Below are 25913 nucleotides of genomic sequence, written 5' to 3' on the forward strand. Positions count from 1 at the left end.
CGCGCCCCCGCGTTCCGCCGCCCAAACCGCGCAGCGCCCGGGCCGCCGCGGGGCCGGCGGCCGTGCCTGCCGAAGACCCGCTCTCCCGCCGCGGACCAGGTGGAGCCGTCCGGGCGATCCGCTTCCGCCGCGGCAGAGCGAAGGCCGCCCCGCGCGCTCCCCTTTACTCCATGACGGATTTTCGTATTGAATTGCATCTTTAGTCCACGCGGCCGGCGGCCGCCGGCCGGGATCTTGCGCGGATGCCTGACACTTCCCTCCGGATGGCGGGACCGACTTCGACGATAGCGGGTGATCGCCGGGCGGCGCGCGCCCCACGCTTGCGGTCGCGGGGCGCTTGGCTGCACATATTCCGCGGATGCAGCCGGCAAGGAGCGTTTCGGCGCGGCGAAAGTGGACGATAGGGTCAGCTCACAGTCACGCCGGAACCTGCCTTCCATGAAGGCGCTGCAGGCGTTCGAGGCGGCGGCCCGGCATCTGAACTTCACGCGCGCCGCCGTCGAGCTGAACCTCACGCAGACGGCGATCAGCCACCAGATCCGCAATCTCGAGGAGATGCTCGGCGGCAAGCTCTTCGCGCGGAAGGCCGGAAGGCTCGACCTCACCCCCATCGGCCGGAACTACGTCCTGTCCGCCCGCCTCGCCCTTTCCGAGATATCGATGGCGACCGACCGGGCGAGCTACGAGCAGCGCGCCGACACGTTGACCATCGGCTGCCTCGGGACCTTCCTCGTCAAGACGCTGCTGCCCAAGATCGGCCATTTCCACCGCCGCCACCCGGACATCGCGCTGCGCTTCAAGACGCTGGTGCCGATCGCGCCGCCGGCCCGGCCGGACTACGACGTCGCGATCCATTACGGCGTCGGCGACTGGCCCGGCGTGACCGCCCACCGGCTCGGCGACGAGGAGGTGTTCCCGGTCTGCAGCCCGAGGCTGCTGGAGGGGCTGCCGCCGCTGCGGGAGCCGGCGGACCTCGCGCGCCATACCCTGATCCGGGTCGGGGTCCCGATCCTTCCGCGCGACGACTGGCCGTTCTGGCTGGAGAAGGCCGGCGTTCCGGACCTCACCTTCGCCAGGGAAATCAACTTCGACCTGCTCAATCCGGCCTTCCACGCGGCGATCGAGGGGCTGGGCGTGGTGCTCGGACGTTCCGCGGCGGTCGCCCACGACATCGACGAGGGCCGCCTGGTGGAGCCGTTCAACGTCCGCATCGTGGCGCCGTCGGCCTATTACCTGCTCGTCCCGCAGGGCCGCGAGACGCTCGACAAGGTGGCGGCCTTCCGCGACTGGGCGCTGGAACACCTGATCAACCTCGAATGCCGCCGCATGGCGCGCCCCTCGCCCGCCTCCGCCAGCCGCTGACCGGAAAAGGTCCGGGCGGAGACGGCGAGGCCGCTCCGCCCGTGCGCAGCGATGCGGCGCGTCGCCCTCAGCAGGCCAGTCTGTGCGAGACGAACTTGCTCACGAGAAAGCTTTCCAGGCTCTCCGAGCCGCCCTCGCGGCCATAGCCGCTCTCCTTCACGCCGCCGAACGGCCCCTCCGGCGGAACGCCGGTGAAGTGGTTGATCGTCATGATCCCGCACTGCACCTCGCGCGCCAGCAGATCGGCCGTCTCGGCGGAGTTGGTGAAGGCGTAGGAGGCGAGCCCGTAGGAGAGCCGGTTCGCCTCCCCGATCGCATCGTCGAGCGTGCTGAAGCGGGAGATGAGCGCCACCGGCCCGAACGGCTCCTCGTTCATCGCCTTCGCCTCCGCCGGCACGTCGACCAGCACCGTCGGCGCGAAGAAATAGCCGCTGTTGCTCCGCCGTTCGCCGCCGGCCGCCACCGTGGCGCCGTGGCTCCTCGCATCCGTGACGAGCGCCTCCATGGCCGCCAGCCGGCGGTCGTTGGCGAGCGGCCCCATCTGCGTGCCGGGCTCGAGCCCCTTGCCGAGCTTCAGCCCCTCCGCCTTCTCGACGAAGGTCTCGACGAAGCGGTCATAGGCGTCCTCCTGCACGATGAAGCGCGTCGGGGCGATGCAGATCTGCCCGGCATTGCGGAACTTGGCGGCGGCGGAGGCCTGCGCCGCCCGGGCGATGTCGACGTCGTCGCAGACGATCACCGGCGAATGGCCGCCGAGCTCCATGATCGCCGGCTTCATGTGCCGCCCGCAAAGCTGCGCCAGGTGCTTGCCGACGGGAATCGAGCCGGTGAAGGTCAGGAGGCGGACGACGGGCGATGCGATCAGGCGTTCCGAGATCTGCGGCGGATGGCCGAAGAGGAGATTGATGACGCCGGAGGGGAGCCCGGAATCGGCGAAGCAGCGCACCAGGGCCGCGACCGAGGCGGGCGTCTCCTCGGCGCCCTTGATGATGATGGCGCAGCCGGCGGCGAGCGCGCCGCCGATCTTGCGCGTGGCGGACGTGACCGGCAGGTTCCACGGGCTGAAGCCGGCGACGACGCCGATCGGCTGGCGAATGACGAAATTGTTCGCGACGCCGTCGCCCGGCAGGATGCGGCCGTAGACGCGGCGCCCTTCGTTCGCGTCCCATTCGATCAGGGAGGCCGCGCGAACCACCTCGATCCGGGCCTCGCCGAGCGGCTTGCCCTGCTCGAGGCTCAGCATGCGCGCGATCTCCTCGCTGCGGTCGCGGAGGAGATCGGCGGCCCCGAGCATCACCTTCGCACGCTCGTTCGGCGAAAGCTTCCGCCAGGTCTCGAAGCCCGCCTGCGCCGCCGCCAGCGCGGCATCGATCTCTTCGTCCGTGGCATGGGGGACGGAGCCGATGCGTTCCTCGGTCGCCGGATCGAGGATCGGGTCGGGCGCGCCGCTGCCGCGCGTCCACTCACCGCCGATCAGCATCATCGGCTCGACATAGCCATCCATGGTCTTCCTCCAGAAATCCGTTCGTGCAAGGCGGCGGGCACGCCACCCGGAAAGGTCGCGAGCGATGCGGCAGGCGGCGGCGCGCCTCAGGGCATGAGACGCCCGCCCGTGACCCAGATGATCTGCCCGGTGAGATAGCCGCTCCCGGGCCCGAGCAGGAACTCGATCGGCCCGACCACATCGTCCGGATAGGCCATGCGCTTCAGCGGCACGGTCGGGACGTAGCGCTCGACGTCGAGATCGCTCGTCCCGCTCTCGTCGGAACGGCCCGTGCCGCCGCGGAAGAAGGCCGTCTCCACGGCGCCCGGCGCGACCGAGTTCACCCGGATCCCCGGCGCGAGTTCCAGCGCGGCGGAGCGCACGAAGGCGTTCACGCCGTCCTTGGCGGCGCTGTAATGCGCATAGCCGGGGCGCGGCGTGCGCGTGAGGCCGGACGAAGTGTGCACGATGCTCGGCATGTCCCCCTTGCGCAGCAGCGGCACCGCCGCCTGGGTGGTGACGAACGCAGCGGTGAGATTGCCGCGGACGACCTCCTCCCAGAGCGGAAGCGGCATCTCCATCAGCAGGCAGCTGGCGCCCACGAAGCCGGCGAGATTGACCATGCCGTCGAGCGCCGGCACCGCCTCGCCGATCGTGGCGAAGGCGCCCTTCACCGCGTCGGGATCGGTGGCGTCGACGGGAAGCGCCGCAACGCCCTCGGGCACCGGATGGGTCGCGATGGAGGCCGGGAGGTCGAGCACGAAGACCCGCGCGCCCTTGCTATGGAGATCGGCCACCAGCGCCCGGCCCAGTCCGCCGCAGCCGCCGACCACCGCGATCCGCCTGTCCTTCATCTCGCTCATTCACCCACTCCGGAAAAGGGCGCGCCTCTCCCGGAGGGCGGCGGAAATCCGCCGCTTCGGACGGAAGCGCGACGGGGGAGGGACGGCGCCGCAAAGGCAGCGTCCGGACACGACCGTCATTGGGCTTCCCGATGGTCCTCCCCCCGGGGATCGCGCGCACCCGCGTCTCTTCTTCGTCCTCGCATCGCCGGCTCGACCGGCGAGCGCCGAAACTGCTTTTGGCTTTGCGGTACTAGAATTCTACAGTGCTGCGCAGCTCGGGGTCAACGGCTCCGCCGGCCTGTGGAAGCCCGCAATCCAAGCGGGCGCGACCGCTCGGTGGCGTAACCCGAACGCGCTTGACAGGCGAAAATGAAGCAAGCACTGTCATTTCAGAATTATCGTTCGTGAACCCCAGTATAGGCGTATCGGATCGGATCCGGCCGGCAAGGCGAAGCTCCGGGTCGGTCCCGCCGGAGAAGGAGAGGGGCAGAGGGGGAAGCATCTCTCCGGAACCGGTTCCGGCCGCGCCGGCGCACGAAAAAATCCAAGACGAAGAGGAAATGCCATGAGCCGCAGAGCTTTCGGGGCGGGGGCACTCTGTGCTGCCGCTTTCAGTATCGCAACGATGGTCGCGACGCCCGCCGCCGCCGCGGATGCCGTGATGAAGATCGGCACGCCGACCATCAACGACAATCAGCACGAATGGATGAAGCTCTTCGAGCAGAAGGTTGAGGCGCGCCTCGGCGACCGCCTCGACGTCCAGATCTATCCGGCGAGCCAGCTCGGGCCGATTCCGCGCATGATCGAGGGGCTGCAATACGGCACGGTCGAAGGCTTCGCCGCGCCGCCCTTCTTCTTCACCGGGCTCAACAAGAAGATGTCGGTGCTCTCCGCCTCCGGCCTGTTCTCCAGCATGGACAATTGCTGGGAAACCGCCGAGGACGAGAAGTTCCGCTCCATCGTCTTTTCGGCGATGGAGGAGAACAACATCATGGGGCTGAGCGCCTATTGCTCGGCGCCGCAGGCCATTCTCACCAAGAAGAAGATCAATTCGCTCGACGATCTCGCGGGCCTCAAGATCCGCGTGCTCGCCTCCAATTTCGAGATCGACCCGTTCAAGGCCGTGGGCATGAACCCCGTCCCGATGCCGCTCAACGACGTGGTGCCGGCGCTCGAGCGCGGCGTGATCGATTCGGTCAGCTCCGCGATGACGGTCTTCCAGGGCTTCAAGATGACCTCGGTCGCGCCGCACGTGACCATGACGAAGCTGTTCTACTTCGTCGGGTTCGTCGAGGTGAGCAAGTCCTGGTTCGATTCCCTCCCGAAGGACGTGCAGCAGGTGCTGCGCGAGGAAGCGAAGGCCGTGGAGGCCGACCTGCGCAGCTGGAACGCCGACATGCTCGAGCGGATCGACGGCGAGTGGAAGGCGGCCGGCGGCACGATCTCGTCGCTTCCGGCGGCCGACGAGGCCGAGTTCGAGAAGCGCACCGCCGAGGCGACCAAGTCCGTGCTGGCCGGCGACCCCAAGCTCAAGGCCTTCTACGACAGCCTGGAGGCGGTCGCGGCCTCGCACCGCTGATCCACCCGCCGCAGTGAGCCTCACGATGGTCGCACGCCTGCTTCGGCTCGGAATGGGGCTCCTGCTGCTCGTGGCGGTGGCGATCAACGCCGCCAACATCGCGGAGCGCTTCTTCCTCGCCCGCTCCTTCGTCTGGGCGGAGGAGATCCTCATCCTCCTCAACGTCTGGGTCGTCTTCGTCGGGCTCGTCGTGTGCGCGCTGGAAGGAAGCCACATCAACATCGACCTGTTCCGCCCGTTCGTTCCGGCCAGCCGGCACGGCTGGCTCGACCGGATCGCCGATCTCGGCGTCGCCATCGCCTGCGGCGGCGTCCTGTTCGGCTCCTGGACCGTGGTCCGGACCGTCTACCGCTCGGGCCAGGAAAGCATCGCGGCGGGCTATCCGATGATCATCCCGCACGGATTGATCGCCGCCTGCCTGCTCTTCGCCGCCATCGTCAGCGTCGGGCGCGTCTTCGTCCGGCGCCAGGCGAAATCGGCCGCAAGCCAGGAAACAGACCGCGCGCAATGACCACGATCTGGACCCTTGTCGTCGTCCCGGCCGCGCTCCTGATCGTCGGGTTCCCGGTCTTCGCGGCGCTCCTCGTCGCCGGCATCCTGACGCTCGTCCTCGCCTCCTCGGTGCCGCTCGCCGCCGTGCACCAGGTGATGTTCGGCAGCATCGACAGCTTTGCGCTGATCTCGATCCCGTTCTTCATCTTCGCCGGCGAGCTGATGAGCCGCGGCGGCATCTCGCGGCGCATCATCGTCTGGGTGATCACGCTGTTCCGCGGCCGCCAGGCGGTGCTGCCGCTCACCGCGGTCGCGACCTGCACCGTCTACGGCGCCGTCTCCGGCTCGAGCCCGGCGACCGTCGCCGCCGTCGGAAAGCTGCTCTTCCCGGCGATGCGCTCCGCCGGCTATTCGGCCTATCACGCGGGCGGGCTTCTCACCTCCGCCGGCGCGATCGCCATCATCATCCCGCCCTCGCTCTCGATGATCCTCTACGGCGCGGTGGCCGAGCAGTCGATCTCCGACCTCTTCATCGCCGGCATCGGGCCGGGCCTGCTGCTTTCCGCCTTCATGGCCCTCTACGTCGTCCTTGCCGAGAAGCGGGCGCGCGTCGGAGCGCCCCGGCCCCAGGCGGCCGTCCCGGCCGCAGCCGGCGCCGTGAAGGACGGCGCGGCCGGGGGCGAGGTGACGATCGGGCTCGGCGCGAAGTCGCTCGCGACCGCGACGCGCGAGGGCATCCTCGCCATCGGAACGCCGCTCATCATCCTCGGCGGCATCTATGGCGGCGTCTTCTCGCCGACCGAGGCCGCGGGCGCTGCCTGCGTCTACGCGCTTCTCCTGACGCTGGTGATCTACCGCGAGCTCGACCTGCGCTCGGTGCTGGAGATCGCAGCCGATGCGGCCGTCCTCTCCTCCCAGATCCTCATCATCGTCGCCGCCGCCGGGGTGTTCTCGTGGCTCCTGACGATCAACGGCGTCGCCCAGGCCGTGCAGACCGCGCTTGCGCCGGTGGCGCAGAACCCGGTTCTGTTCCTCCTCGCCGTCAACGTGACGCTCCTCGTCGTCGGCTGCTTCATCGACACCAGCTCGGCGATCCTGATCCTCACGCCGCTGATCATGCCGCTCGCCAACATTGCCGGCATCGACCCGATCCATCTCGGCGTGATCGTCTCGCTCAACCTCGCCATCGGCATGTTCACGCCGCCCTTCGGGCTCAACATCTTCGTCGCGCAATCGGTGCTGAAGCTCGACATCGGCACGATCTATCGCGGCATCTGGCCGTTCCTGCTGGTCAACCTCGTGGTCCTGCTGATCGTGACCTTCGTGCCGGCGATCTCCCTCTTCCTGCTGTCGTGACGGCGGCAGGCCGGCAGGCGCCGGCGCAAGAACCGCCAGAACCCCGAAGACGAGCAGCCGTGTAGAGGCCGCCCCGGCTGCGCGTGCGCGCCTCGCCGCGGGCCGGCAAACGGGCCGCGGCTTGCGGCACCTGCTCCCCGCGATGGCGCTGGAATGGCATGCGATCCAGTCCGCCCGCCGCCTCCGCTAGGACGCCATCGGGGCCGGCCGGGTCGCCGCGGGATCCGGCGCGGGAGGCGCGGCGGCGCCGCGGCCGCCGCGGAGCGCCACGTAGATCGCCGGGATCACCAGCACGGTGAGCGCCGTCGACGAGGCGAGGCCGAACAGGAGCGAGATCGCCAGGCCCTGGAAGATCGGGTCGGCGAGGATCACCGCCGCGCCGATCATGGCGGCGAGCGCGGTGAGCAGGATCGGCTTGAAGCGGATGGCGCCGGCCTCGAGCAGCACGTCGAGGAGCGGCCGGTCGGGCCGGCGCGCATGGCGGATGAAATCGACGAGCAGGATCGAGTTGCGCACGATGATGCCGGCAAGCGCGATGAAGCCGATCATCGAGGTCGCCGTGAAGGGCGCGGCGAAGAGCCAGTGGCCGGCGAGGATGCCGATGAAGGTGAGCGGGATCGGCGTCAGCACGACGAGCGGCAGCCTGAACGAGCCGAACTGCGCCACGACGAGGATGTAGATGCCGAGGATGGCGACCATGAAGGCGGCGCCCATGTCGCGGAAGGTGACCCAGGTGACCTCCCATTCGCCGTCCCAGAGCAGGGTCGGCCGGCTCTCGTCGTCGGGCTGGCCGTGCAGCGCGACGACCGGCTTCGGCACGCCGCCCCAATCGGCAGCGTCGATCGCCTCGCCGACCGCGATCATGCCGTAGACGGGCGCCTCGAAGGCGCCGGCGAGCTCGGCCGTCACCATTTCGACGGCGCGCCCGTTGTGGCGGAAGATCGGGTAGGAGGCGGGCTCCCGGCTCACCGTGACGACGTCGCCGAGTTCGACCACGTCGCGCGCGCCCGGCAGCGCATTGGCGGGCACCGGCGTCGCCAGCGTGCGCGCGTCGACCACGTCCGCGCCCTTGGAGAGCGCGACGCGGATCGGGATCGGCCGGCGGCCGCCGCCGCGATGGGAGTAGCCGACGGTCGAGCCGTGGTAGAAGGAGCGGATCGTGTCGTAGACGTCGCTCTGCTCGACCCGGTAATATTCGAGATTGTCCTGGTCGATGGCGATCCGCACGCGCTCCGGCGTCGTGCCGTAGGAATCGTCGACATCGACGACGAAGGGCACGCTCTCGAAGGCCTGGCGCACCTTTGCCGCCACCGCGCGGCGGGTCTCCGGATCGGGCCCGTAGATCTCGGCGAGCAGCGTCGCCAGCACCGGCGGCCCGGGCGGCGGCTCGACGACCTTGACGCCGGTTCCGGCGGGCAGCGCCAGGTCCTTCAACCGGTCGCGGATCTCGAGTGCAATCGCGTGGCTGGCGCGGTCCCGCTCGCCCTTCGGCGTCAGGTTCACCTGCACGTCGCCCTGCTCGGGCGAGGCGCGCAGGTAATAGTGGCGGACCAGCCCGTTGAAATTGAAGGGCGCGGCCGTGCCGGCATAGGTCTGGAACGAGATCGCCTCCGGCAGATCGGCGAGGCGGCCGGCGATCGCCTGCAGCGCGCGGTCGGTATCCTCCACGGACGAGCCTTCGGGAAGGTCGACCAGCACCTGCAGCTCCGCCTTGTTGTCGAAGGGGAGGAGCTTCACGGTGACCCCCTTCGTGTAGAAGAGCGACAGCGAGGCGAGCGTCGCGATCCCGACCAAAGCGAGGAAGACCCAGGCGCGCCGGCGCGTCTTCAGCACCGGCCGGGCGACCGCGACATAGGCGCGCCCCAGCGCGCCGATCCCGCCATGGCCGTCATGGCCGCCGCCATGGCCCTCGTGTTTCGGGCCGAGCCGCAGCATCAGCCACGGCGTCAGCATGACGGCGACGAAGAAGGAGAGCAGCATCGCCGCCGACGCGTTCGCCGGGATCGGGCTCATATAGGGGCCCATCATGCCGGAGACGAAGAGCATCGGCAGCAGAGCCGCCACGACGGTGAGCGTCGCCACGATGGTCGGGTTGCCGACCTCGGCCACCGCCTCGATAGCGGCGCGGGCGCGCGTCCGCCCGTCCCGCATCGCCCAGTGGCGCGCGATGTTCTCGATCACGACGATGGCGTCGTCGACGAGGATGCCGATCGAGAAGATGAGCGCGAAGAGGCTGACGCGGTTGAGCGTGTAGCCCATGATCCAGGAGGCGAAGAGGGTGAGGAGGATCGTCGTCGGGATGACGATCGCGACGACCAGCGCCTCGCGCCAGCCGATCGACACGGCGACGAGGACGACGATCGACACCGTGGCGAGGGCGAGATGGAAGAGGAGCTCGTTCGCCTTCTCGTCGGCCGTCTCGCCATAGTCGCGGGTGACGGTCATCTCCACGTCCTCGGGGAAGACCTGGCCGCGCGCCTGTTCCAGCCGCTCGACGATCCGCTCGGCGATGACGACGGCGTTGGTGCCGGGCTTCTTGGCGATGGCGAGCGTGACGGCGGGCGTGCGCGCGAGCCCGCCCTCCGTCTTGCGGATGTCGGTCACCCGGTTCTCGGCGGGCTCGGTGGCGAGGACGACATCGGCGACGTCGCGCACATAGACCGGGCGGCCGTCGCGCGCGGTCAAGAGCAGATTGCCGATCTCCGGCAGGCTCTGCAGCGTCTGGCCGGCGACGAGCACGCGCTGCTCCCGCTCCTCGCGCACGCCGCCGATCCGGAAGGACCGGTTGGCGCCCTCGATCTTGGCGGCGAGTTGCTGCAGCGTGATCCCGTAGAGCGAGAGGCGCTCGGGGTCGGGCTCGACCCGGAACTCCTCCGGCTGCTCGCCGACGATGTAGGTGAGGCCGATATCCGGGAGCTTGGAGACCTCGACCTGCAATTCGCGGGCGAGCCGGGTCAGCCCGTTCTGCGTCCAGCGCGCGGCGGCCTCCGGCGCCGGCCTCAGGGTCACCGCGACGATGGCCACGTCGTCGACGCCGCGGCCGACGATGAGCGGCTCGGGGATGCCGACCGGGATGCGGTCCATGTTGGCGCGGATCTTCTCGTGCACGCGCAGGATCGCCGCATCGGCGCTGGTGCCGACCAGGAAGCGGGCGGTGACGACCGTGCCGTCGTCGCCGGTCTGCGAATAGACGTGCTCGACGCCGTCGATGCTCTTCACGATGGTCTCGAGCGGCTCGGTGACGAGCTTCACCGCGTCCTCCGCCCTGAGGCCGTTCGCCTCGACATGGATGTCGACCATGGGCACGGAGATCTGCGGCTCCTCCTCGCGCGGCAGCGTGACGAGGGCGACGAGGCCGAGGGCGAAGGCGGCGATGAGGAAGAGCGGCGTGAGCGGCGAACCGATGAAGGCGCGGGTCAGGGCGCCGGCGATGCCGAGCTTCATGGAACGACCACCCGGTCGCCGGGGGAAAGGCCGGTCAGGATCTCGACCATCCGTTCGCCTTCATGGGCGAAGGTCTCGCCGAGGATCACGGCGACGTCGAGCGCGCCATCGGGGCTCGCGACGCGGACATAGTCGATGCCGTGGCGGGTCGTCAGCGCAGCGGCGGGAACGGCGAGCACCGTGCGCCTGCCGACCGGAATCCGGACGAGCGTCCGCTCGCCGACGAAATAGTCGCCGATGTCGGCAACCTCGACATCGGCGATGACACGGCCGTCCGCGATCTCCGGATAGACCTTGGCGATGCGGCCGGAGCGGGTGTCCTCGTCGCTGCCGGCGGAGGCGCCCGAGATGCCGCGACGGCCGATCGTGACGCTCGCGCCCTCGACGATCTCGGCGGCGTGGCGCTCGGGCAGGGAGAGGCGGAGATAGTAGCGGCCGCTCGCGATCCGGGCGATCTCCTCGCCGGCGAGGATCACCGAGCCGCGGGTGACCGGGACGGAGAGCACGCGGCCCGTCTCCGGCGCGAGGATATCCCCTTCGCGGGCGCGCTGCTCGATGACGGCCTTCTCGGCATTCGCCGCCGCGACCTGGTTGCTGACGACGTCGAAGGCGGTCGTCGCCTGGTCGACGCGGCTCTGGGGGGCGACGCCGCGGGCGAGCAGCTCCTGCGCCCGGTCGAGCTCGACGCGGGCGTTCTCGAGCTGGGAATCGAGCGCCTTGATGCGGGCATTCGCGGCGTCGAGCTCGAGCGCGATCTTGTCGTCCACGACGCGGGCGATGACCTCGCCTTCCTCGACCTCGCTGCCCTCGCCGACGAGGACCTCGGTGAGCGTGCCGCCGATGCGCGCCCGCGCCGGCACCACCGTGCGGCTCTCGATCTGGCCGAACACCGCCTTGAGCTCGGGGATCGTCAGCGTCTCGACGGCGCGTTCCGCCGCCCCGACTGGCGGGGCCCACGGGAAGAGCCCCGCGGCGGCGAGCGCAAGCGCGGCGACGGATCGGATCGTTCGCGGCATGAGATCGTGCTTCGAAAGCCGGGCGCGGCTCAGCTCCGCCCGGCGCCGAAGGCGATGCCCGGCTTCACCCCGAGCTTCGAGAAGACGATCGCTGCCGGGCAGAAGCCGGTGATCGACGCCTGGACGAGGTTGAGCCCCACGAAGGCGGTGAGCAGGAACCAGTACCCGGAGAGGCAATAGCCGAGCACCAGCGAGACGAGCACCAGCAGGCCGGCGAACATCATCACGGCGCGATCGAGAGTCATGTCGCTTCTCCTTGATTTCCGATGCGGCTATTCCGCCGCGCCGGCCCGAGCTTCTCCGTCATCTCGCAGGCCATGACGCCGCCGCCGAGACCGGCGCCGCGAATGACGACATGCGACATCACCGTTCCCCCGCTGACCATCTTGCCCGGACGCTTGCCTGCTCTTCATGCCTCGCCCGGCGCGGAATTGAATTGATCCGGCGCAAATCGGTCTTCATGGCGCGGCCACGTCCCGCATTCGGGCAGGCGCGCGCGGCCGACGAGCGTGGGAGCCGCGGGGGGAACCTGTGCCGGCGTTCCGCGCAGCCTGCGTGGCCGCTGATGTCATCCGGTGCGATCTTCTGACCGATCAGGCCCGGGTGCGGGCACGCGGTCTTTCCTTTCGGTCGGGGCCAGTCGGGCCGGCCGAGTCCGGTCAGAGGTAGCGCCGGCCGGCCACCCAGATATTGCGGATCACCGGCACGCCGCCGGCGAGGCGCACGCGCAGGAGATCGGCCCTGAGCCCCGGCGCGATCCGGCCGCGGTCCGAAAAGCCGAGGAGCCGCGCCGGGGAGGCGCTCGCCATGGCGACGGTGCGCGGGAGGTCGAGGCCGCGGGCCGCGAGCGTGAAGACCGCCTGCAGCAGGCTGCCGGGCACGTAATCGGAGGTCAGCACGTCGAGGAGGTCGGCATCGGCGAGCTCGGCCGCGCCGACATTGCCGGAATGCGAGCCGCCGAGCACGATGTTCGGCGCCCCCATGACGATCGTCATGCCGAGCTCGCGGGCGCGCCGCGCGGCGGTCAGCGTGGTCGGGAACTCGCTGATCGAGGCGCCGTGGCGATCCGATTCCTCGACATCGGCGCTCGTCGTGTCGTCATGACTGGCGAGCGGTATGCCGCGCGCCCGGCACAATTCGCCGATCCTGATGCGGCCCGGCGGCACGAAGCGCCGCTGGTGCGCCTGCCGTTCGGCGAGATAGAGCTCGAACTCGTCGTCGGTCCAGACGCGGGCGTTCTTCTTGCGCCGGAATTCGCGGAACAGCGCCAGATCGTGCCATTGCCGCTGGCCGGGCGTGTGGTCCATCAGGCTGGCGAGGCGCAGGCTGCCATTGTCGATATGGCGCGCGACCAGCGGCAGCAGCGAGGCATCGGACAGTTCGCAGCGGAAATGGAAATAATGGTCGACGCGGAGCAGGCCGGCCGCGCGGGCCTCTGTGAGGCCGGTGATGGCGGCGTCGAGCAGGGCGGTGCGCTGGCCGGCGCTGTCGTAATCGCCGAGCGAGAGCGCATCGAGCACGGTGGTGATCCCCGCCCCCAGAAGCTCCCAATCGTGCGACAGCACCGCCGCGAGCACCGACGGCCAGCGCACGCCGGGGCGCGGGTTGAGGTGATGCTCGATGCCGTCGGTATGAAGGTCGATCAGGCCCGGCAGGAGGAAATCGCCCTCGCAGTCGAGGAGCGGCGCATCGGCCGGCCCGTCCTCGGCCAAGACGCCGCCCCGGATGAAGATTTCGCCCGGCTCGACGGCCTCCGGCCGCACGATGCGGGCATTGACGAGACGCATGACCATCAGCGGAGGTCTTCGGGCGGAAGGGACGATGGCCGTGCGAGCGCCGCCTGGTCCGGCAGCAGCAGCACGGCTCCCGTCGTCTCGAAGGGCGCCGCGAGCGCGTCCGGCGGCCGCCGGTCGGTGGCGATCATGTCGATCTGCCGCAACGGGCGAACGACCTGCGCATCGCGCCGCCCGAACTTGGCGCTGTGCGCGACGAAGCAGTGCCGGGTGGAGTGCGCGCAGAGCACCGCGGCGAGCATGGCGTGGGCGCTGGTCGGGCCGAGCACGCCGAATTGCGGATGGACCGCGCTCGCGCCCATGACGCTGAGATCGAACAGCCGGTGCTCGAGCGCCTTCATCAGCTCGACGCCGCCGGTCGAGCGCGTCCGCGGGCTGACCTGTCCGCCGAGCAGCGTGACCGAGCAGCGCTCCGCCCCCGCGAAGGCGACGGCAATGTCGATCATGTTCGTGGTGATGGCGAGCGCCCTGTTGCGCCGTGCCAGTTCCTCGGCGACCAGGAGCATGGTCGAGCTTGCGCCGAGATAGACGTTCATGTCGTCCTCGAAGAGGGCCATCGCCGCCACCGCCGCCCGCAGCTTGGCATCGCGGTCGACGCTCAGCCGCTCGCTCACCGGACGGCGCGCGGTCAGGTCGAAGCCGCTCGCCGGCGCGGCGCCGCCATGGATGCGGCGCAGCCGCCCGGCCTCCTCGAGACCGCGGATGTCGCGGCGGATGGTTTCGTGGGAGACGCCGAACCGCTCGGCGAATTCACCGACCGAGACGATCCCGCCGCGATCGATCGCCGCCAGGATGCTGCGCTGGCGCTCCGCGCCGAGAACGGGGCCACTCCGCCGCGGGGCGCCGGAATCGTTCGAACTGCTCATGCCGTCCGGAATCCTGGTTGACGGGCGCGGGACGCCTACGCCTTAGCGGAGCGAATGTGACCGTTTGATGAATAATTGCCCGATTTTGACCGTTACGTTTGCTTTTTGTTGGCATCTGGAGGCGCGTGAGGTCGCGCGCGCAACCCCGCCGGTGAACACGGTCGACATCACCGCCGCCGTGAAAATGGTCCGAAGGGGAGAACGGATGACGATCGGAGGCTAAGCCGGCAGGCTGATCGTGAGGCCGAGCAGGTCGGCACCGATCACGACCGCGACGGCGAGCCGTGTCACATGGAAGACGCGGTCGCTTCGGGTGCGGATCTCGCCGACGAAGCTCCAGCGGGAGCGTCGATCTCCGCCTGCCCTGCCGTGCCTCCTGGTTGGCGACGGTGGCACGGAACTTTCAGAAGAGCGCCCGCTTCAGCTGCGCCTCGATCCATCGCGAAGCCTCGGCCAGGTCGCGGAAGACCGGTTCCGGTCTGACGTTCAGCTTCCCGAAGCCCGCCTCCAGGAACCACTTGCCAGCTTCCGCGTGCTCGTCGGAGAGGAGGACGAGCACCGCGACCAGGCGGTCGCCGGCGAAGGCGAGCCGGCCCTCCTCGTCCGGGCTGCCGGTGTCGATCTTCACGGGTTTCAGCTCGATCGTCACGGCTCCGGCCGGGTGAGGTGCAGGTAGTCCGGGTCGAATTCGGAAAGCTCCACGAGTCCATCCCAGTTCAAGGTGGTAACCGTACCGCCGCTCACCAGCACCAGACCGGCGTCGCGGAGATCCCGCAATACCCGGCTCACGTGGATGTTCGAGATCCCGACCGCATCGCCGAGCTCGGACTGCGTCACCGGAAGTGTGTAATGATGGTCGCCGGCCAGCCCCACTGCCCGGAAGCGCACCGCCAGCTCGCAGAGGAGATGCGCCACTCGCTGCATCGCGGTCCGGCGGCCGAGCCCCACGATCCATTCCCGGAAGATCGCCGCATCGATCAAGGTCTCGCGCCAGAGGATCGCCGCGACGGAAGGCCTCGAGCCGACAAGCGCGCGAAGGGCGGCATGGGGAATGAAGGCGGCGCGCACCGGCGTGATGGCGGCGAGGCTGTGATCCATTCTCTTCAGGAACAGGCTCTGGAGATCGGGGATCTCGCCGGCCAAGTGGAAGGAGAGGATCTGGCGCTTGCCACCCAGGAGCAGCTTGTAGCGGCAGACGAGGCCCGAGACGACGAGACAGCATTCCGCCGGCCGATCCCCATCCCGGACGATATCGACGCCGCGCGGCAGGTCCTTCACCGTAAAGGGAAGCTGTCGGACCGCCTCGCGATCCTCGTCCGAAAGCCGGGAGTCGCTCTCGAGCTTGGTGACGAGCCGCTCATGGGCCGCGATGCTCGACTCGATCGTCCGGGGCAAATTCGCCTCCTCCCCGCGTTCCTCTGAATTCCCTTCGCGCACACCAGCACCATAGTACCTGGTTCAAGCCTCCTGCTGAACGGTGCCCGACGCCAGCGCTGCGGCAACTCGGCCAGCAGGGCGCCGCCTTGATCGCGATGGGATGGTCCGGGTGCGACTGATCGGACGGCAGGACAGCGGATCAACGGCCCTCGGCGATTAAATCATTTCGTCCTTGCCGTCTGTAGATGAGCGGTCCATATTGCGAACATCGACTTTTGGCCGGGCGACTTGGCCGTACTGCCTGCGACTGGCGGGCGCACGCTCAGACTTTCTATCCAAATTCGACTTTTACGAACGGGCCTTTTTGTGCCCGATCGCACCCGTGCGTCTCGAAAGGACACGACATGACCATAGGCAGTGTAAAGTTTTACAATTCCCAGAGGGGCTACGGATTCATCCAGCCGGACGACGGCAGCAAGGATGTGTTCGTCCACGCCACCGCACTCGAGGCCGCCGGTATGCGCGGGCTCGTCGAAGGCCAGAAGATCGCCTTTGATGCGGAAACCGATCGCCGGACGGGAAGAGTGGCGGCTGCCAACCTGCAGCACCCCTGACAGGTCGATCAAAGAGGCGCGGACAACCCGCGCCTCTCTCGTTTCAGGCTTCGCGGGAGAGGTTCCGATGGATACTCACGCCTTCAAGATCGACCAGATCGTGCGTCTCTCCGGATCGTCCGTCATGCGGAATGCCGTCGGCATCTACACGGTCACGGCGCTGCTCCCGGAGGAGCGCGGCGATCGGCAGTACCGCCTCAGGAACACCGAGAGCGCGCAGCAGCGGGTCGCTTGGGAAAGCCAGCTCTCCGCAATCGAGCCGGAAAGCTAGACCCGGGAAGATCGGGACATGCGTGGCAGGCCGCTCGCCGCCCGGCAGTCCCTGGCTGCGTTCATCAACACACATGCGAAAGGGTTCCGACATGGCCAAGGAGCAGAAGCGCGGCAACAAGGAAGCCAAGAAGCCGAAGAGTTCCGAGAAGGCTGCGAAGGCCCCTCCGAAGTACATCGCCGTCAGCGATCTCGGCCAGGCGGCGAAGAGCGCGGTATCGCGGCTCGGCGGGAATCGGAAATAGCGCGGGATGGCGCGCTTCGAACTGACGATGGCAAGTGGCGAGAAGCTGGTCGTCGACCATCCTGCATCGGACATGGCTGCGATGCGGACGCATCTCACCGCAGGGCCGTTCGTGGTCTTCAGCGAGATCCGGTCCGGCACGGAAGGACCGATGAAGGACGTGATCGTCGCGACCGGCCAGATATCGATTCTGAGGTCGCTCGCCGAAGGAGCGACACAGGGCAGCGGCTTCCGCCCGAAGCGCTGAGCCCGAAGCGCTGAGCCCGAAGCGCTGAGAAGGACGGTGCCTTGGTGCGCCAGCAGGAGACGAGCCATGACGCTCACGATGAAGGAAATGGACGCCCTCCGGGCGCAGATCGACACCGCACTGGTCCACCCGGGGACGACCGGATTCGAGCGGCAGTTCCTTGCCGGCCAGAAGGCCCGGCTGGATCAGCACGGCACGCATGCCATGGTCACCCCCGGCCAGAATGCCAGGATCCAGGCGATCTGCCTGCGCGCCGCCGCTCACGCGGGAACGATGCAGTCGTCACCAGGCCACTGACCGTGCCGGTACGGCTTACATTGGGAGGGAGATGCACGTGGCAGAGAGCAGGGGGCTCCGCCAAAAGGCGGAGGTGATGTTCAGCAAGATGCAGAAGAAGGCGAAGACCAAGATCGGCCGCAAGGCGCTCCCGGCCTACGAGGTGGATGCGGCAGCGGTCCGCAAGAAGACCGCGATGCTGAGAGATCTCCGGATCGCCAAGGAGGCGGCCGACCGGGAAGCGACGCCTGCAATCGCGTCGAGCCTGGCCAAGGGATCCAGCAAAGCCTGACCGGCCAACGGCCGAAGCGGCGCCGGGTGAAATCACCGGATCAAGCGAGGCCGATATGACCCGTCGCATCGCCGGGATGGTGCCAGCAGAACCGGAATCGGCCGTCGGGTCCTGCGCCGCGCCCGCGGCCCTGGTGTTCCTCACCGCAATGACTGTCGGAATGCTGCAGGCGCGGCTTCGGATCGGCTCGAGCCCGATCGTACCGCATGCCAGCAAGCGCAGCGTCGGCCGCCTGCCGTGCGCGATGGCGACCGCTCAACAATGCGGCCGCGGCGCCGGCCTCCTGCGGCCGGCGATCGTCCGCCCGAGGGCGGATCGATGCCGGTCCGCGCGGCTTACGGTCGGCTAACCGTCCTTCCGCAGATTCCCGATCCCTGACAACCGGAACGCCACGACTCCGTTGAGATCGAACGTGCGATCGCGCGCTGATCACGGGCGGCAATGGACCAGGACGGGATGAGGCGGAGACGAATGATGGATCGGGCGATCCTGGCGGCTGCTCTTCTCACGGCGCTCCTGGTTGCACTCGTCTTCGACATCGTCGTGAAGGAGGAGGAAGGGAATACCGCCGGGCTGATGATCGAGATGAACGAGGCGCTCGGGCTCGCTTTGCTCATCGTCTTCGGATTGCTCGTCTACGGCGTCCGGCGGCTCAGGGACCAGCGTCGCGAGCTCGAAGCGCGGCTCCAGGCGGAGACCGAGGCGAAGCGGGCGCTTCAGTTGGCCCTGCTCGATCCGCTCACCGGCGTCGCGAACCGTCGGCACTTTCAGGACACCTTCACGGCCGCGAGCGACGGCCGTATCGGGACGAACGCCGTCTTCATGCTGGACATGGACGGCTTCAAGGCGATCAACGACACCTATGGCCACGCCGCCGGGGACGAGGTGCTGAAGGTCGTCGCTCTGCGGCTCCAGGCGGCGGTTGGCAGGCACAACCTCGTGTCGCGGCTCGGCGGCGACGAGTTCGCGGTGCTGGTCTTCAATATCGGCGGCGAGAGCGATGCGGAGCGACTGAAGCAGCGCATGCGCTATGAGGCCGAACAGCCGATCCCGATCGGCCGCGCCGCTCACTCGATCGGCGTCGCCATCGGGCTCAGCCTGTTCCCGCAGGAAGGCGCCGACGCGGCAGCCATTCTGGCGCGCGCCGACGAGGCGCTCTATCGCGACAAGCGCATGCGGCAGGCCGGCCTTTCACGACGTGGCGCGACGGCGCCGGAGGTGACAGACGAGGCATGTTCCGAGCCAGGATAGATCGCCTGCAGGTCACGTGAACCGGGCTCGGCTTGCGGGTGGCCTGCCACCGTGCTGCCCGCCAGCCAGGTGGAGGAGAAGGTCACGCGCCGAATCCGACAGATCGTCTTCGCAGAGATAGCAGATCGAGAGATGCCGGGTGGCCCAGGCGTCGGCCAGGCGGACAGCCGCGATCGGCATGGACCGGCGCCATCGGCGCGCCGCCCTCTCCGGCACGATACCGATCCCGGCTCCCTGCCCAACCATGTTGCAGATCCCTTCGAATGTCCGGAGGCGGGCCCGGTACGTCAGCCGCCTCCCCATACGGGCTGCATGGTCGTCGAGGTGATCCTGAAGCGCACCACGCCCGAGCCCGATGAACCGCTCCCCTGCGATGTCGGCCAGAGGAATCCGCCTTGCTCCGGCAAGAGCGTGGTCCCGCGGAACCACGACGAACAGGCGGTCGATCGCGAAGTTTCGGAGGTGCAGTCCTGCCGGATCCACGGCACTGGAGATGATCCCGAGCTCCGCCAGCCCGGCCGACACGGCTTTGACGATGTCCGAGCTCTGTCGTTCCTTCAGGTCGATGTCGGTATGGGGGTGACCGGCAAGCCAGGACCCTAGACGTGCCGGCAGGAATTCCGTCATAGCGGCCGTATTCGCGAGCAGTCGGATGGTGGCCCGAATTCCCTGGGCCCGCTCGCTGAGCTCATCCTGCAGATCGGCGACCTGCCGCAGAATGAGCCTGGCATGGTGGGCCAGGGCCTCCCCAGCTTCGGTCGGAACTGTCCCCCTCGGTCCGCGCACGAGCAGTTGCACGCCGCCATGCGTCTCCATGTCCCGCAACCGCTCGCTGGCCGCGGCGAGCGAGAGATTGGCGTCAGAGGCGCCGTGCGTGATGCTGCCAGCCTCGACGACTGCCAGGAATAGGCGGAGATCAGCGATGTCGAAGCGCACGAGGCACTGATACGGCAAAGCGCCCCTTCGGAACAGCCGAAGCCTGGCTCCGGATCAACCACATTGTTGCGGGAGTGCCGCGCAGGCCAAGTGGGGCATGTCCGATTTCCCTGCCCTCACGACGATTGCCGTTGCCGGGACCTTCTTCATTGCCGGAATGGTGAAGGGGATTACCGGGATGGGCCTCCCGACTCTGGCGATGGGCGTGCTCGGCGCGCTCATCTCGCCGATCACAGCCGCCTCTCTTCTCCTCGTCCCCTCGCTCGTCACGAATCTCTGGCAAATGGCGGCCGGTCCGAACTTGGGGCGGCTTGCGAGGCGACTTTGGCCGATGATGGCGGGCGTCGTGACGGGCACCGTCGCCGGCAGCGCCGTCCTTGCGGATGGCGCCTCCGGGCTGACGACGGTCTGTCTCGGAGCGGTGCTTGTCCTCTATGCCGCCTACCCCCTGCTTGCCCGCCAAGCGATGGTGCCGCGGAGGCATGAGCCGTGGCTTTCGCCCATGGTCGGTCTCACCACCGGCATCGTAACCGGCGGAACGGGAGTCTTCGTCATTCCGGCAGTGCCGTATCTTCAGGCCTTGGATCTGGAGAAGAACGAGCTCGTCCAAGCCCTGGGCCTGTCCTTCACAGTCTCCACCCTGGCGCTTGCCGTCGGTCTGACGCTGCAAGGTGCATTCCGCCCCGACAATCTCATAAGCTCGATTCTGGCGGTGGCGCCCGCGCTTGCGGGCATGTGGGCAGGCCAGATCATCCGCGGGAAGGTGGGCCCGACGACATTCCGCCGATGGTTCCTGATCGGTCTGCTCGGTCTCGGAGCAGAAATGCTGATAGCACCGCTCCTTTAGTCGGCCATATTCTACGCCGAAGCACAAATCGCGCAGTACGGTGCAGTAGGCCTACGGCTCTCCATTTGTGAACGCCTGATCAAGAGCCTGCTTCCACTCTTCTTCTGACGCGTACGGGCTTGGCATCTTATCTCCGTCCAGACGGGTTCATGAAGGTATCGAGCAAGGAGATTGTCGACGCGCGGAATGACCGCCAGGAAGAAATATTCTCACGCGGGAGTCGTGCGCTTATGAATAGGCCTTTGTGCAGAAACCTCTCCATGCATCCCGGAAATGGAACTTGCTCAAATGTCGAGCATACCATGAAAACTGTAACATTAGATCCGTCAAGTGCATAGTATACATCTTTATTATTCGAACTTTTAGCATGAAAAAGTCCATCCAAGACTGGATGATTGCTATCTATATTCACGCCACGGCCATACGCACGAAATGCACGTCGAAGATCAACAGGCGTTTTGACTCCAATTGAGGTCCAACTGACCGTTGTTGATCCAGCTGCCCTATTATTCGAGGAGGTTCGGGGGGGAATCGGAGCGAAACTCGGTATCTGGGCGAGCAGGACAAGGGTGCTTTGCTCCTCGTCGCAGCCGGTCGGCGGAAATCCCAGATAGTTCATCGGAACCAAGAAGCGGATGCCGCCCACTTTCGTGGGCGCGAGCATTGCCGAACCGCGACCGATGCGGACGCCGCCTGCGGCCTCGAGCTCCTCGCAGAGTCTCGCGACCTCCGCATCCGAGATGCTTGCCAGGCGTGGCGCGGCATTCGCGGTGGACATCGGGTTGGGGGAGGACACGGCCAGGAAGCAGGCGGCCGCGACACCGAGGATGCGCCTGGCGGAGGATGCGACGCGCCGCTTGGTTCGTACCATGGTTCACCTATGGCAGAAGCCCACGGCCGCTGGAAGACGACGACCTTCGTGGCGCACTGACCCGGCGCGGCATGATCGCGCCCTTCGTGCCGCCCGGCGCCATCAACCCCGACGCCTTCGAGGCCCAAGTCGGAAAGGTGCCCGTCCCCGAGCTGCGCCCCGGCGACGTGGTCGTCATGGACAGCCTCTCCAGCCGCAAGGGGCCGCGGACGCACGCGCCGATCGAGGCGAGAGGCGCGGCCCTCCCCTTCCGTCCGCCCTACAGCCCCGACTTCAACCCGATCGAGAACGCGTTCGCCAAGCTCAACTCGCTGCTCCGGCGAGCGGCAGAGCGCACCGTCGAAGACCGCTGGGCACCCCTCTGGGCACCCATCAGATCGCCGACGCCTTCTCCCCGGCCAGATGCGCCAACTCCTTCGGCGCCTGCGGATACGATCCAGACGGGTAGGCTCCCGCTCTGGCTGCCAGGCACATCGTCATGTTCTCACGTCATTGGCGGCCGTCACGCCGCTGGCATGATGGCCGCGCTGCCAAACCCTTCCCATCCGATTGCCGCGGCGAAGCCTGACTTTTCCGCACTTGTGTTTCTATGCCACAAGGCAGCATTCACCCGAAGCCCGTTCCGTGGCGGAGACGATTCGCCCAGCAACCAAAGAAGAGGCTCGACCATGACTTCGGGCTGAATGAGCACGTTTCGGTCAGGAGCCATTGTTTCCGTCACCATCTGCGTATTGGAAGCGCCTCCCGGGATCAATACGTTAACAGTGATGCCGGTACCTTCCAGATCCTTGGCCATGATTGCCGAGTGCGCTTCCAAGGACGCCTTGGTGCCGCCATAGGGCAGAAGTCCCCGGCGAAGCATGGTATCGAGGCTGGTCGTTATATTTACAATACGGCCATACCCCTGCGTTCTCATATGTTTTACCGCAGCCTGGGCGAGCAGGATCGGCGCGATGGCATTCACATGAAAGAACCGTATCAGCAGATCGGCAGAGACATTATCAAACGATGGCGGGACTTTAAGGTAATCCGGACTAAGCAATTGCGCTCCCAGCGCTGCATTATTGACGAGGCACTCAACTGTTCCGAATTCCTCAAGTCCGGCCTCTATGGTCCGCGATGCCTCACTAGGTTCCGCAAGATCGGCAACAAACGCGACCGCCTTTCCTTGCAGACCGCTTGCCGCCTGCACGGCATCCTCGAGACCTCGTTCATCGTGGTCTACAAGCAGTACATTATACCCAGAGCGCAGCAGGCCCATGGCCATGGCCTGCCCCAGTCCCCGGGCCGCGCCCGTCAATATTACATTCCGGCATTGTACCGACGTCACGTACAATCTCCATCCTTGCGCTGCTCCAGGTAAGCGCGCGCGTTACGAAGATGCTCTCTCATAGCGGCTTCGGCCGCATCCGGATCGCGCGACTCTATCGCAAGGACAATCTTCTCATGCTCATTGTAGGCGGCCTTTGCGCGCCCGGCCAATGTGCTCGACTTGTAGCGGTAGACCCGCAACAGATCGTACAGATCCCCGCAAAGCATTTGAATCAGCCGCTCGTTCTGGCTGCCCTTGATGATGCGGAAATGAAAATCGAAATCCTTGCCTTCCTGGTAATAGCCGGTGCCCTTCTTGAGTCCGGCCTGTGATCCATGGCGTCGCAGGAGCTGCCGAAGCGCCTTGATCTCGGAGTCGGGCATCTTGAGACATGCCTCGCGGCACGCCATTCCCTCGAGGGCCTCGCGAATGACGAGAATCTCGGAAAGATCGTTTTCTGTAAGCTCGGCGACGCGGACTCCGATATTGGGTGTCCGCTGCAGCAGCTTGCGTCCCTCCAGCCTTCGAATGGCCTCTCTCAGAGGCCCGCGACTGACGCCGAGGGAATGGGCGAGAGCAACTTCGCTCAGTTTTGTCCCGGGCGGAATTTCTCCGCTGACAATCGACGCTTCCAAGCGCTCCACGATCATATCTACGAGAGATCGTGCTTCGAGGCGATTATTCAGGGACATCGGCTGCAATGTTGTGAGGGACTTCTGATTCGTGGACTCTAGGAGTTACGGAGAACCAGCCCCCGGAGGGGACAGCAATTCGTGATAAAAGTCAACAGTTTATGATCGTCATCGCGTCAACCGCCGGTGCTCGACCAGGCTCTCTGCATTGCGATCGAAGCGGCGGCGTTCCTTGCGGCATGGAGGCCGTGGAGGGATATCTGGAGGTCAAGAGCGTGTGGATCTCCAGCGACCTGGAGATGCCAAACCCTTCCATTCGCAAATATTGAACCGGAACCGCCCTCGCCTCCAATTCCGCTCTCCTTGAAGCCGGCGAAAGGCCTATCGAGCCTGGTGGGCCGGTAGCCGTGGATCCAGGCCGTTCCGGCCTTCAGCCTGTCCGCCATCGTCACGGCCCGTTTCAGGCGTCGTGTCCAAACGCCGGCGGCGAGCCCGGATCGGAGACCGTCGGCGATCTTGACGGCGTCTTCCACAGCCTCGAAGCGAAGAACGGCGCGCGCCGGTCCGAACACCTCTTCCCGCGCGATCCGCATCTCTTTGGTGACGTCGAGAAAGATGGCCGGCGGGATGCGCAACCGTGCGTCCGGGCGTCTCGGGCGGTCCTAGCGGACGCGATTTATCAGAGCCGCGATCTCTCCGACGACACCGCGCCGGAACAGCGAGACCATGATGACGAAGGTCACGCCCTGGATCACCAGAACCCACTCACCGAAGGTGGCGAGATAATCCTGCATCGTAATGATGATCGCCGCTCCCACGACAGGACCGAACACCGTCCCCAGGCCGCCCACGAGCGTCATGAGGACCACCTCGCCGGACATTTGCCACGTGACGTCGGTGAGAGTGGCGATCTGGAACACCACGACCTTCGTTGCTCCAGCAAGACCGGCAAGGCCGGCCGAGAGAACGAAGGCGAGCAGCTTGAACCGGGTCGTATGATAGCCAAGCGACGTCGCCCGGTCCTCGTTCTCGCGGATGGCTTTCAGCACCTGTCCGAACGGAGAATGGATCGTTCTGTAGATGAAAAGAAATCCGAAAACGAAGATCGTCAGGACGACATAATAGAGGGTCGTGTCATTGGCGATGTCGATGAAGCCGAAGACGGCACGCCGCGGAACGTTCTGAATGCCGTCCTCGCCGCCGGTGAACGGCATTTGCAGGAAGATGAAGTAGACCATCTGGGCCAGCGCCAGGGTCACCATCGCGAAATAGATGCCCTGGCGCCGGATGGCAATCAGGCCGGCCACGACGCCCAGCAAAGTGGAGAAGACGACGCCTACGAGAATGCCGAGCTCAGTCGGCCATCCCCAAACGAGCATCGCATGCCCGGTGATATAGGAGGCGCCACCGAAGAACATCGCATGTCCGAAGGATAGCAGCCCGCCATAGCCAATGAGCAGATTGAATGCGAGCGCAAAGAGCGCAACGCACAGCACCTTGACCAGGAAGATCGGGTAGAGAACCGCCGGGGCCACCAGAGCCAGCGCGAGCAGGACAAGATACAGAATGGTGCTCGAGTTGAACCGGCCGGGCCCTTGGGCAGGACTGCCGCCGGCGGTGTTGATGTCGGTGCGCTTCATTTCTGGCTCCCGAACAGGCCGGCAGGCTTGATAAGAAGCACGATGGCCATGATCACGAAGATGATAGTGTTTGACGCTTCGGAGTAGATCATCTTGGTCAGGCCTTCGATGATGCCCAAGCCGAAGCCGGTGACGATGGCACCCATGATGGACCCCATGCCGCCTATGACGACGACCGCGAAGACCACGATGATGAGGTTCGAACCCATAAGCGGGTTGACCTGGTAGATCGGAGCCGCAAGCACGCCGGCGAGACCGGCCAGTGCCGCGCCGAATGCGTAGGTCAGGGTGATCATGCGGGGCACGTTGATGCCGAAAGCCTGAACGAGATCAGGGCGTTCGATCGCCGCCCGCAAGTAGGAGCCCAATTTGGTCCGCTCGATCAGATACCAGACGCCGAAACAAACGGCGACGGAGAAGACGACCACCCACAGGCGGTAGTTCGGCGCGAACATGAAGCCGAGATTCGTGCCGCCAGGCAGCGGATTCGAGTAGGGCATCCCTGACGCGCCATAGAGCCAGCGAAAAAAGCCTTCGATGATCAACACAAGTCCGAAGGTCAGCAACATCCCGTAAAGATGATCTACGCTGTAGAGGCGGCGCAGGAGAGTAACCTCAATGACAGCGCCGACAAGTCCGACGCCCACGGGCGCGAGCAGAAGCGCCCCCCAATATGGAATGCCCAGGTAATGCAGCAGCATCCAAGCGAAAAGCGCGCCGAGCATGTACTGGGTCCCGTGCACGAAATTGACCACGTTGAGCAGGCCGAAAATCACCGCCAGCCCCAGGCTCAGCAGGGCATAAAAGGCGCCGTTTATCAGGCCCAGCGTCAGCTGGCCGAAGAGCATCGGCATCGAAATATTCAGAA

At 66.7% G+C, this 25913-nt stretch carries 28 protein-coding genes and 1 pseudogene; 13 read left to right on the forward strand and 16 right to left on the reverse strand.

Going from position 1 to position 25913, the window contains the following annotated elements; translation table 11 throughout:
• The first annotated feature begins 393 nt into the window (after positions 1-393).
• Positions 394-1362: a transcriptional regulator GcvA gene (gene gcvA / locus E4O86_RS02140; protein WP_205520640.1), complete on the forward strand. Its 969-nt coding sequence runs from the start codon at positions 394-396 to the stop codon at positions 1360-1362.
• Between the two features lie 67 nt (positions 1363-1429).
• On the opposite strand, the gene E4O86_RS02145 is transcribed toward gcvA, so the two are convergent.
• Together E4O86_RS02145 and E4O86_RS02150 are read right to left on the reverse strand one after the other, a co-directional pair.
• Positions 1430-2866, reverse strand: a complete 1437-nt coding sequence (locus tag E4O86_RS02145) for an NAD-dependent succinate-semialdehyde dehydrogenase (RefSeq protein WP_161138878.1) — start codon at positions 2864-2866, stop codon at positions 1430-1432.
• 86 nt (positions 2867-2952) lie between these two features.
• Positions 2953-3708 carry an SDR family NAD(P)-dependent oxidoreductase gene (locus tag E4O86_RS02150; protein WP_161138879.1) on the reverse strand — a complete coding sequence of 252 codons (756 nt, stop codon included), beginning with the start codon at positions 3706-3708 and terminating at the stop codon, positions 2953-2955.
• 547 nt (positions 3709-4255) lie between these two features.
• On the opposite strand from E4O86_RS02150, the gene E4O86_RS02155 reads away from it, so the two are divergent.
• From E4O86_RS02155 to E4O86_RS02165, 3 genes are read left to right on the forward strand one after another with little or no spacing between them, the layout of a single operon-like run.
• A complete protein-coding gene (locus E4O86_RS02155) occupies positions 4256-5269 on the forward strand; it encodes a TRAP transporter substrate-binding protein (protein WP_161138880.1) in 1014 nt (337 codons plus the stop codon).
• A 25-nt stretch (positions 5270-5294) separates the two neighbouring features.
• The gene (locus E4O86_RS02160) at positions 5295-5780 is read left to right on the forward strand and encodes a TRAP transporter small permease (RefSeq protein ID WP_161138881.1); all 486 of its coding nucleotides are present in this window, start codon (positions 5295-5297) and stop codon (positions 5778-5780) included.
• Complete coding sequence (locus E4O86_RS02165; protein ID WP_161138882.1) at positions 5777-7117, forward strand: TRAP transporter large permease; 1341 nt, start codon at positions 5777-5779, stop codon at positions 7115-7117. The genes E4O86_RS02160 and E4O86_RS02165 overlap by 4 nt, the downstream gene beginning before the upstream one ends.
• A 186-nt stretch (positions 7118-7303) precedes the next feature.
• On the opposite strand, the gene E4O86_RS02170 is transcribed toward E4O86_RS02165, so the two are convergent.
• From E4O86_RS02170 to E4O86_RS02205, 8 genes are all read right to left on the reverse strand, one after another.
• The gene (locus E4O86_RS02170) at positions 7304-10561 is read right to left on the reverse strand and encodes an efflux RND transporter permease subunit (RefSeq protein WP_161138883.1); all 3258 of its coding nucleotides are present in this window, start codon (positions 10559-10561) and stop codon (positions 7304-7306) included.
• Positions 10558-11577 (reverse strand): efflux RND transporter periplasmic adaptor subunit, encoded by a 1020-nt coding sequence (locus tag E4O86_RS02175; RefSeq protein ID WP_161138884.1) that lies wholly within the window; start codon positions 11575-11577, stop codon positions 10558-10560. Before E4O86_RS02175 ends, E4O86_RS02170 begins: the two co-directional genes overlap by 4 nt.
• Positions 11578-11606: 29 nt before the next feature.
• Positions 11607-11822 carry a YgaP family membrane protein gene (locus tag E4O86_RS02180; protein WP_161138885.1) on the reverse strand — a complete coding sequence of 72 codons (216 nt, stop codon included), beginning with the start codon at positions 11820-11822 and terminating at the stop codon, positions 11607-11609.
• A gap of 414 nt (positions 11823-12236) precedes the next feature.
• Complete coding sequence (locus tag E4O86_RS02185; RefSeq protein WP_161138886.1) at positions 12237-13370, reverse strand: alpha-D-ribose 1-methylphosphonate 5-triphosphate diphosphatase; 1134 nt, start codon at positions 13368-13370, stop codon at positions 12237-12239.
• Positions 13370-14236 (reverse strand): DeoR/GlpR family DNA-binding transcription regulator, encoded by an 867-nt coding sequence (locus tag E4O86_RS02190; protein ID WP_161138887.1) that lies wholly within the window; start codon positions 14234-14236, stop codon positions 13370-13372. The genes E4O86_RS02185 and E4O86_RS02190 overlap by 1 nt, the downstream gene beginning before the upstream one ends.
• A 219-nt stretch (positions 14237-14455) precedes the next feature.
• Complete coding sequence (locus E4O86_RS02195) at positions 14456-14632, reverse strand: hypothetical protein (RefSeq protein WP_161138888.1); 177 nt, start codon at positions 14630-14632, stop codon at positions 14456-14458.
• A 7-nt stretch (positions 14633-14639) separates the two neighbouring features.
• On the reverse strand, positions 14640-14885 hold the full coding sequence (locus tag E4O86_RS02200) for a hypothetical protein (RefSeq protein ID WP_161138889.1): 246 nt from the start codon (positions 14883-14885) through the stop codon (positions 14640-14642).
• On the reverse strand, positions 14882-15631 hold the full coding sequence (locus tag E4O86_RS02205) for a Crp/Fnr family transcriptional regulator (RefSeq protein WP_205520641.1): 750 nt from the start codon (positions 15629-15631) through the stop codon (positions 14882-14884). Before E4O86_RS02205 ends, E4O86_RS02200 begins: the two co-directional genes overlap by 4 nt.
• A gap of 386 nt (positions 15632-16017) precedes the next feature.
• On the opposite strand from E4O86_RS02205, the gene E4O86_RS02210 reads away from it, so the two are divergent.
• The 7 genes from E4O86_RS02210 (at position 16018) to E4O86_RS02240 (ending at position 18807) form a co-directional block, all read left to right on the forward strand.
• The gene (locus tag E4O86_RS02210; protein WP_161138890.1) at positions 16018-16227 is read left to right on the forward strand and encodes a cold-shock protein; all 210 of its coding nucleotides are present in this window, start codon (positions 16018-16020) and stop codon (positions 16225-16227) included.
• Positions 16228-16294: 67 nt separating this feature from the next.
• On the forward strand, positions 16295-16498 hold the full coding sequence (locus E4O86_RS02215; RefSeq protein WP_161138891.1) for a hypothetical protein: 204 nt from the start codon (positions 16295-16297) through the stop codon (positions 16496-16498).
• Positions 16499-16589: 91 nt separating this feature from the next.
• Positions 16590-16742 (forward strand): hypothetical protein, encoded by a 153-nt coding sequence (locus tag E4O86_RS02220; protein ID WP_205520642.1) that lies wholly within the window; start codon positions 16590-16592, stop codon positions 16740-16742.
• Positions 16743-16748: 6 nt separating this feature from the next.
• Positions 16749-16988 (forward strand): hypothetical protein, encoded by a 240-nt coding sequence (locus E4O86_RS02225; RefSeq protein WP_161138893.1) that lies wholly within the window; start codon positions 16749-16751, stop codon positions 16986-16988.
• Between the two features lie 66 nt (positions 16989-17054).
• A complete protein-coding gene (locus E4O86_RS02230; RefSeq protein ID WP_161138894.1) occupies positions 17055-17285 on the forward strand; it encodes a hypothetical protein in 231 nt (76 codons plus the stop codon).
• A 37-nt stretch (positions 17286-17322) separates the two neighbouring features.
• Positions 17323-17556, forward strand: a complete 234-nt coding sequence (locus tag E4O86_RS02235; protein WP_161138895.1) for a hypothetical protein — start codon at positions 17323-17325, stop codon at positions 17554-17556.
• Between the two features lie 474 nt (positions 17557-18030).
• Positions 18031-18807 (forward strand): GGDEF domain-containing protein, encoded by a 777-nt coding sequence (locus E4O86_RS02240; protein ID WP_161138896.1) that lies wholly within the window; start codon positions 18031-18033, stop codon positions 18805-18807.
• A gap of 12 nt (positions 18808-18819) precedes the next feature.
• Here E4O86_RS02240 and E4O86_RS02245 read toward each other — a convergent pair whose 3' ends face one another.
• Complete coding sequence (locus E4O86_RS02245; protein WP_161138897.1) at positions 18820-19743, reverse strand: LysR substrate-binding domain-containing protein; 924 nt, start codon at positions 19741-19743, stop codon at positions 18820-18822.
• Positions 19744-19840: 97 nt separating this feature from the next.
• Between E4O86_RS02245 and E4O86_RS02250 the strand changes: the two genes are divergently transcribed.
• Together E4O86_RS02250 and E4O86_RS23410 are read left to right on the forward strand one after the other, a co-directional pair.
• A complete protein-coding gene (locus E4O86_RS02250) occupies positions 19841-20590 on the forward strand; it encodes a sulfite exporter TauE/SafE family protein (protein WP_161138898.1) in 750 nt (249 codons plus the stop codon).
• Positions 20591-21482: 892 nt separating this feature from the next.
• A pseudogene (locus E4O86_RS23410) lies at positions 21483-21909 on the forward strand (transposase); the annotation flags it as partial.
• Between the two features lie 54 nt (positions 21910-21963).
• Here the strand turns inward: E4O86_RS23410 and E4O86_RS02260 are convergent.
• The 5 genes from E4O86_RS02260 to E4O86_RS02280 all read right to left on the reverse strand — a co-directional run bounded on the left by E4O86_RS02260 (position 21964) and on the right by E4O86_RS02280 (position 25899).
• A complete protein-coding gene (locus tag E4O86_RS02260; RefSeq protein WP_343039072.1) occupies positions 21964-22791 on the reverse strand; it encodes an SDR family NAD(P)-dependent oxidoreductase in 828 nt (275 codons plus the stop codon).
• Positions 22788-23423, reverse strand: a complete 636-nt coding sequence (locus E4O86_RS02265) for a GntR family transcriptional regulator (protein ID WP_205520644.1) — start codon at positions 23421-23423, stop codon at positions 22788-22790. Before E4O86_RS02265 ends, E4O86_RS02260 begins: the two co-directional genes overlap by 4 nt.
• 158 nt (positions 23424-23581) lie before the next feature.
• Positions 23582-24040 (reverse strand): aldehyde dehydrogenase family protein, encoded by a 459-nt coding sequence (locus E4O86_RS02270; RefSeq protein WP_161138901.1) that lies wholly within the window; start codon positions 24038-24040, stop codon positions 23582-23584.
• A 27-nt stretch (positions 24041-24067) separates the two neighbouring features.
• Entirely contained in the window at positions 24068-25045 is a 978-nt protein-coding gene (locus E4O86_RS02275) for a branched-chain amino acid ABC transporter permease (RefSeq protein ID WP_161138902.1), read from the reverse strand.
• A complete protein-coding gene (locus E4O86_RS02280) occupies positions 25042-25899 on the reverse strand; it encodes a branched-chain amino acid ABC transporter permease (RefSeq protein ID WP_161138976.1) in 858 nt (285 codons plus the stop codon). The genes E4O86_RS02275 and E4O86_RS02280 overlap by 4 nt, the downstream gene beginning before the upstream one ends.
• Between the last annotated feature and the right edge of the window lie 14 nt (positions 25900-25913).

This window comes from Propylenella binzhouense (assembly GCF_009866965.1).
Lineage (GTDB): Bacteria > Pseudomonadota > Alphaproteobacteria > Rhizobiales > Afifellaceae > Propylenella > Propylenella binzhouense.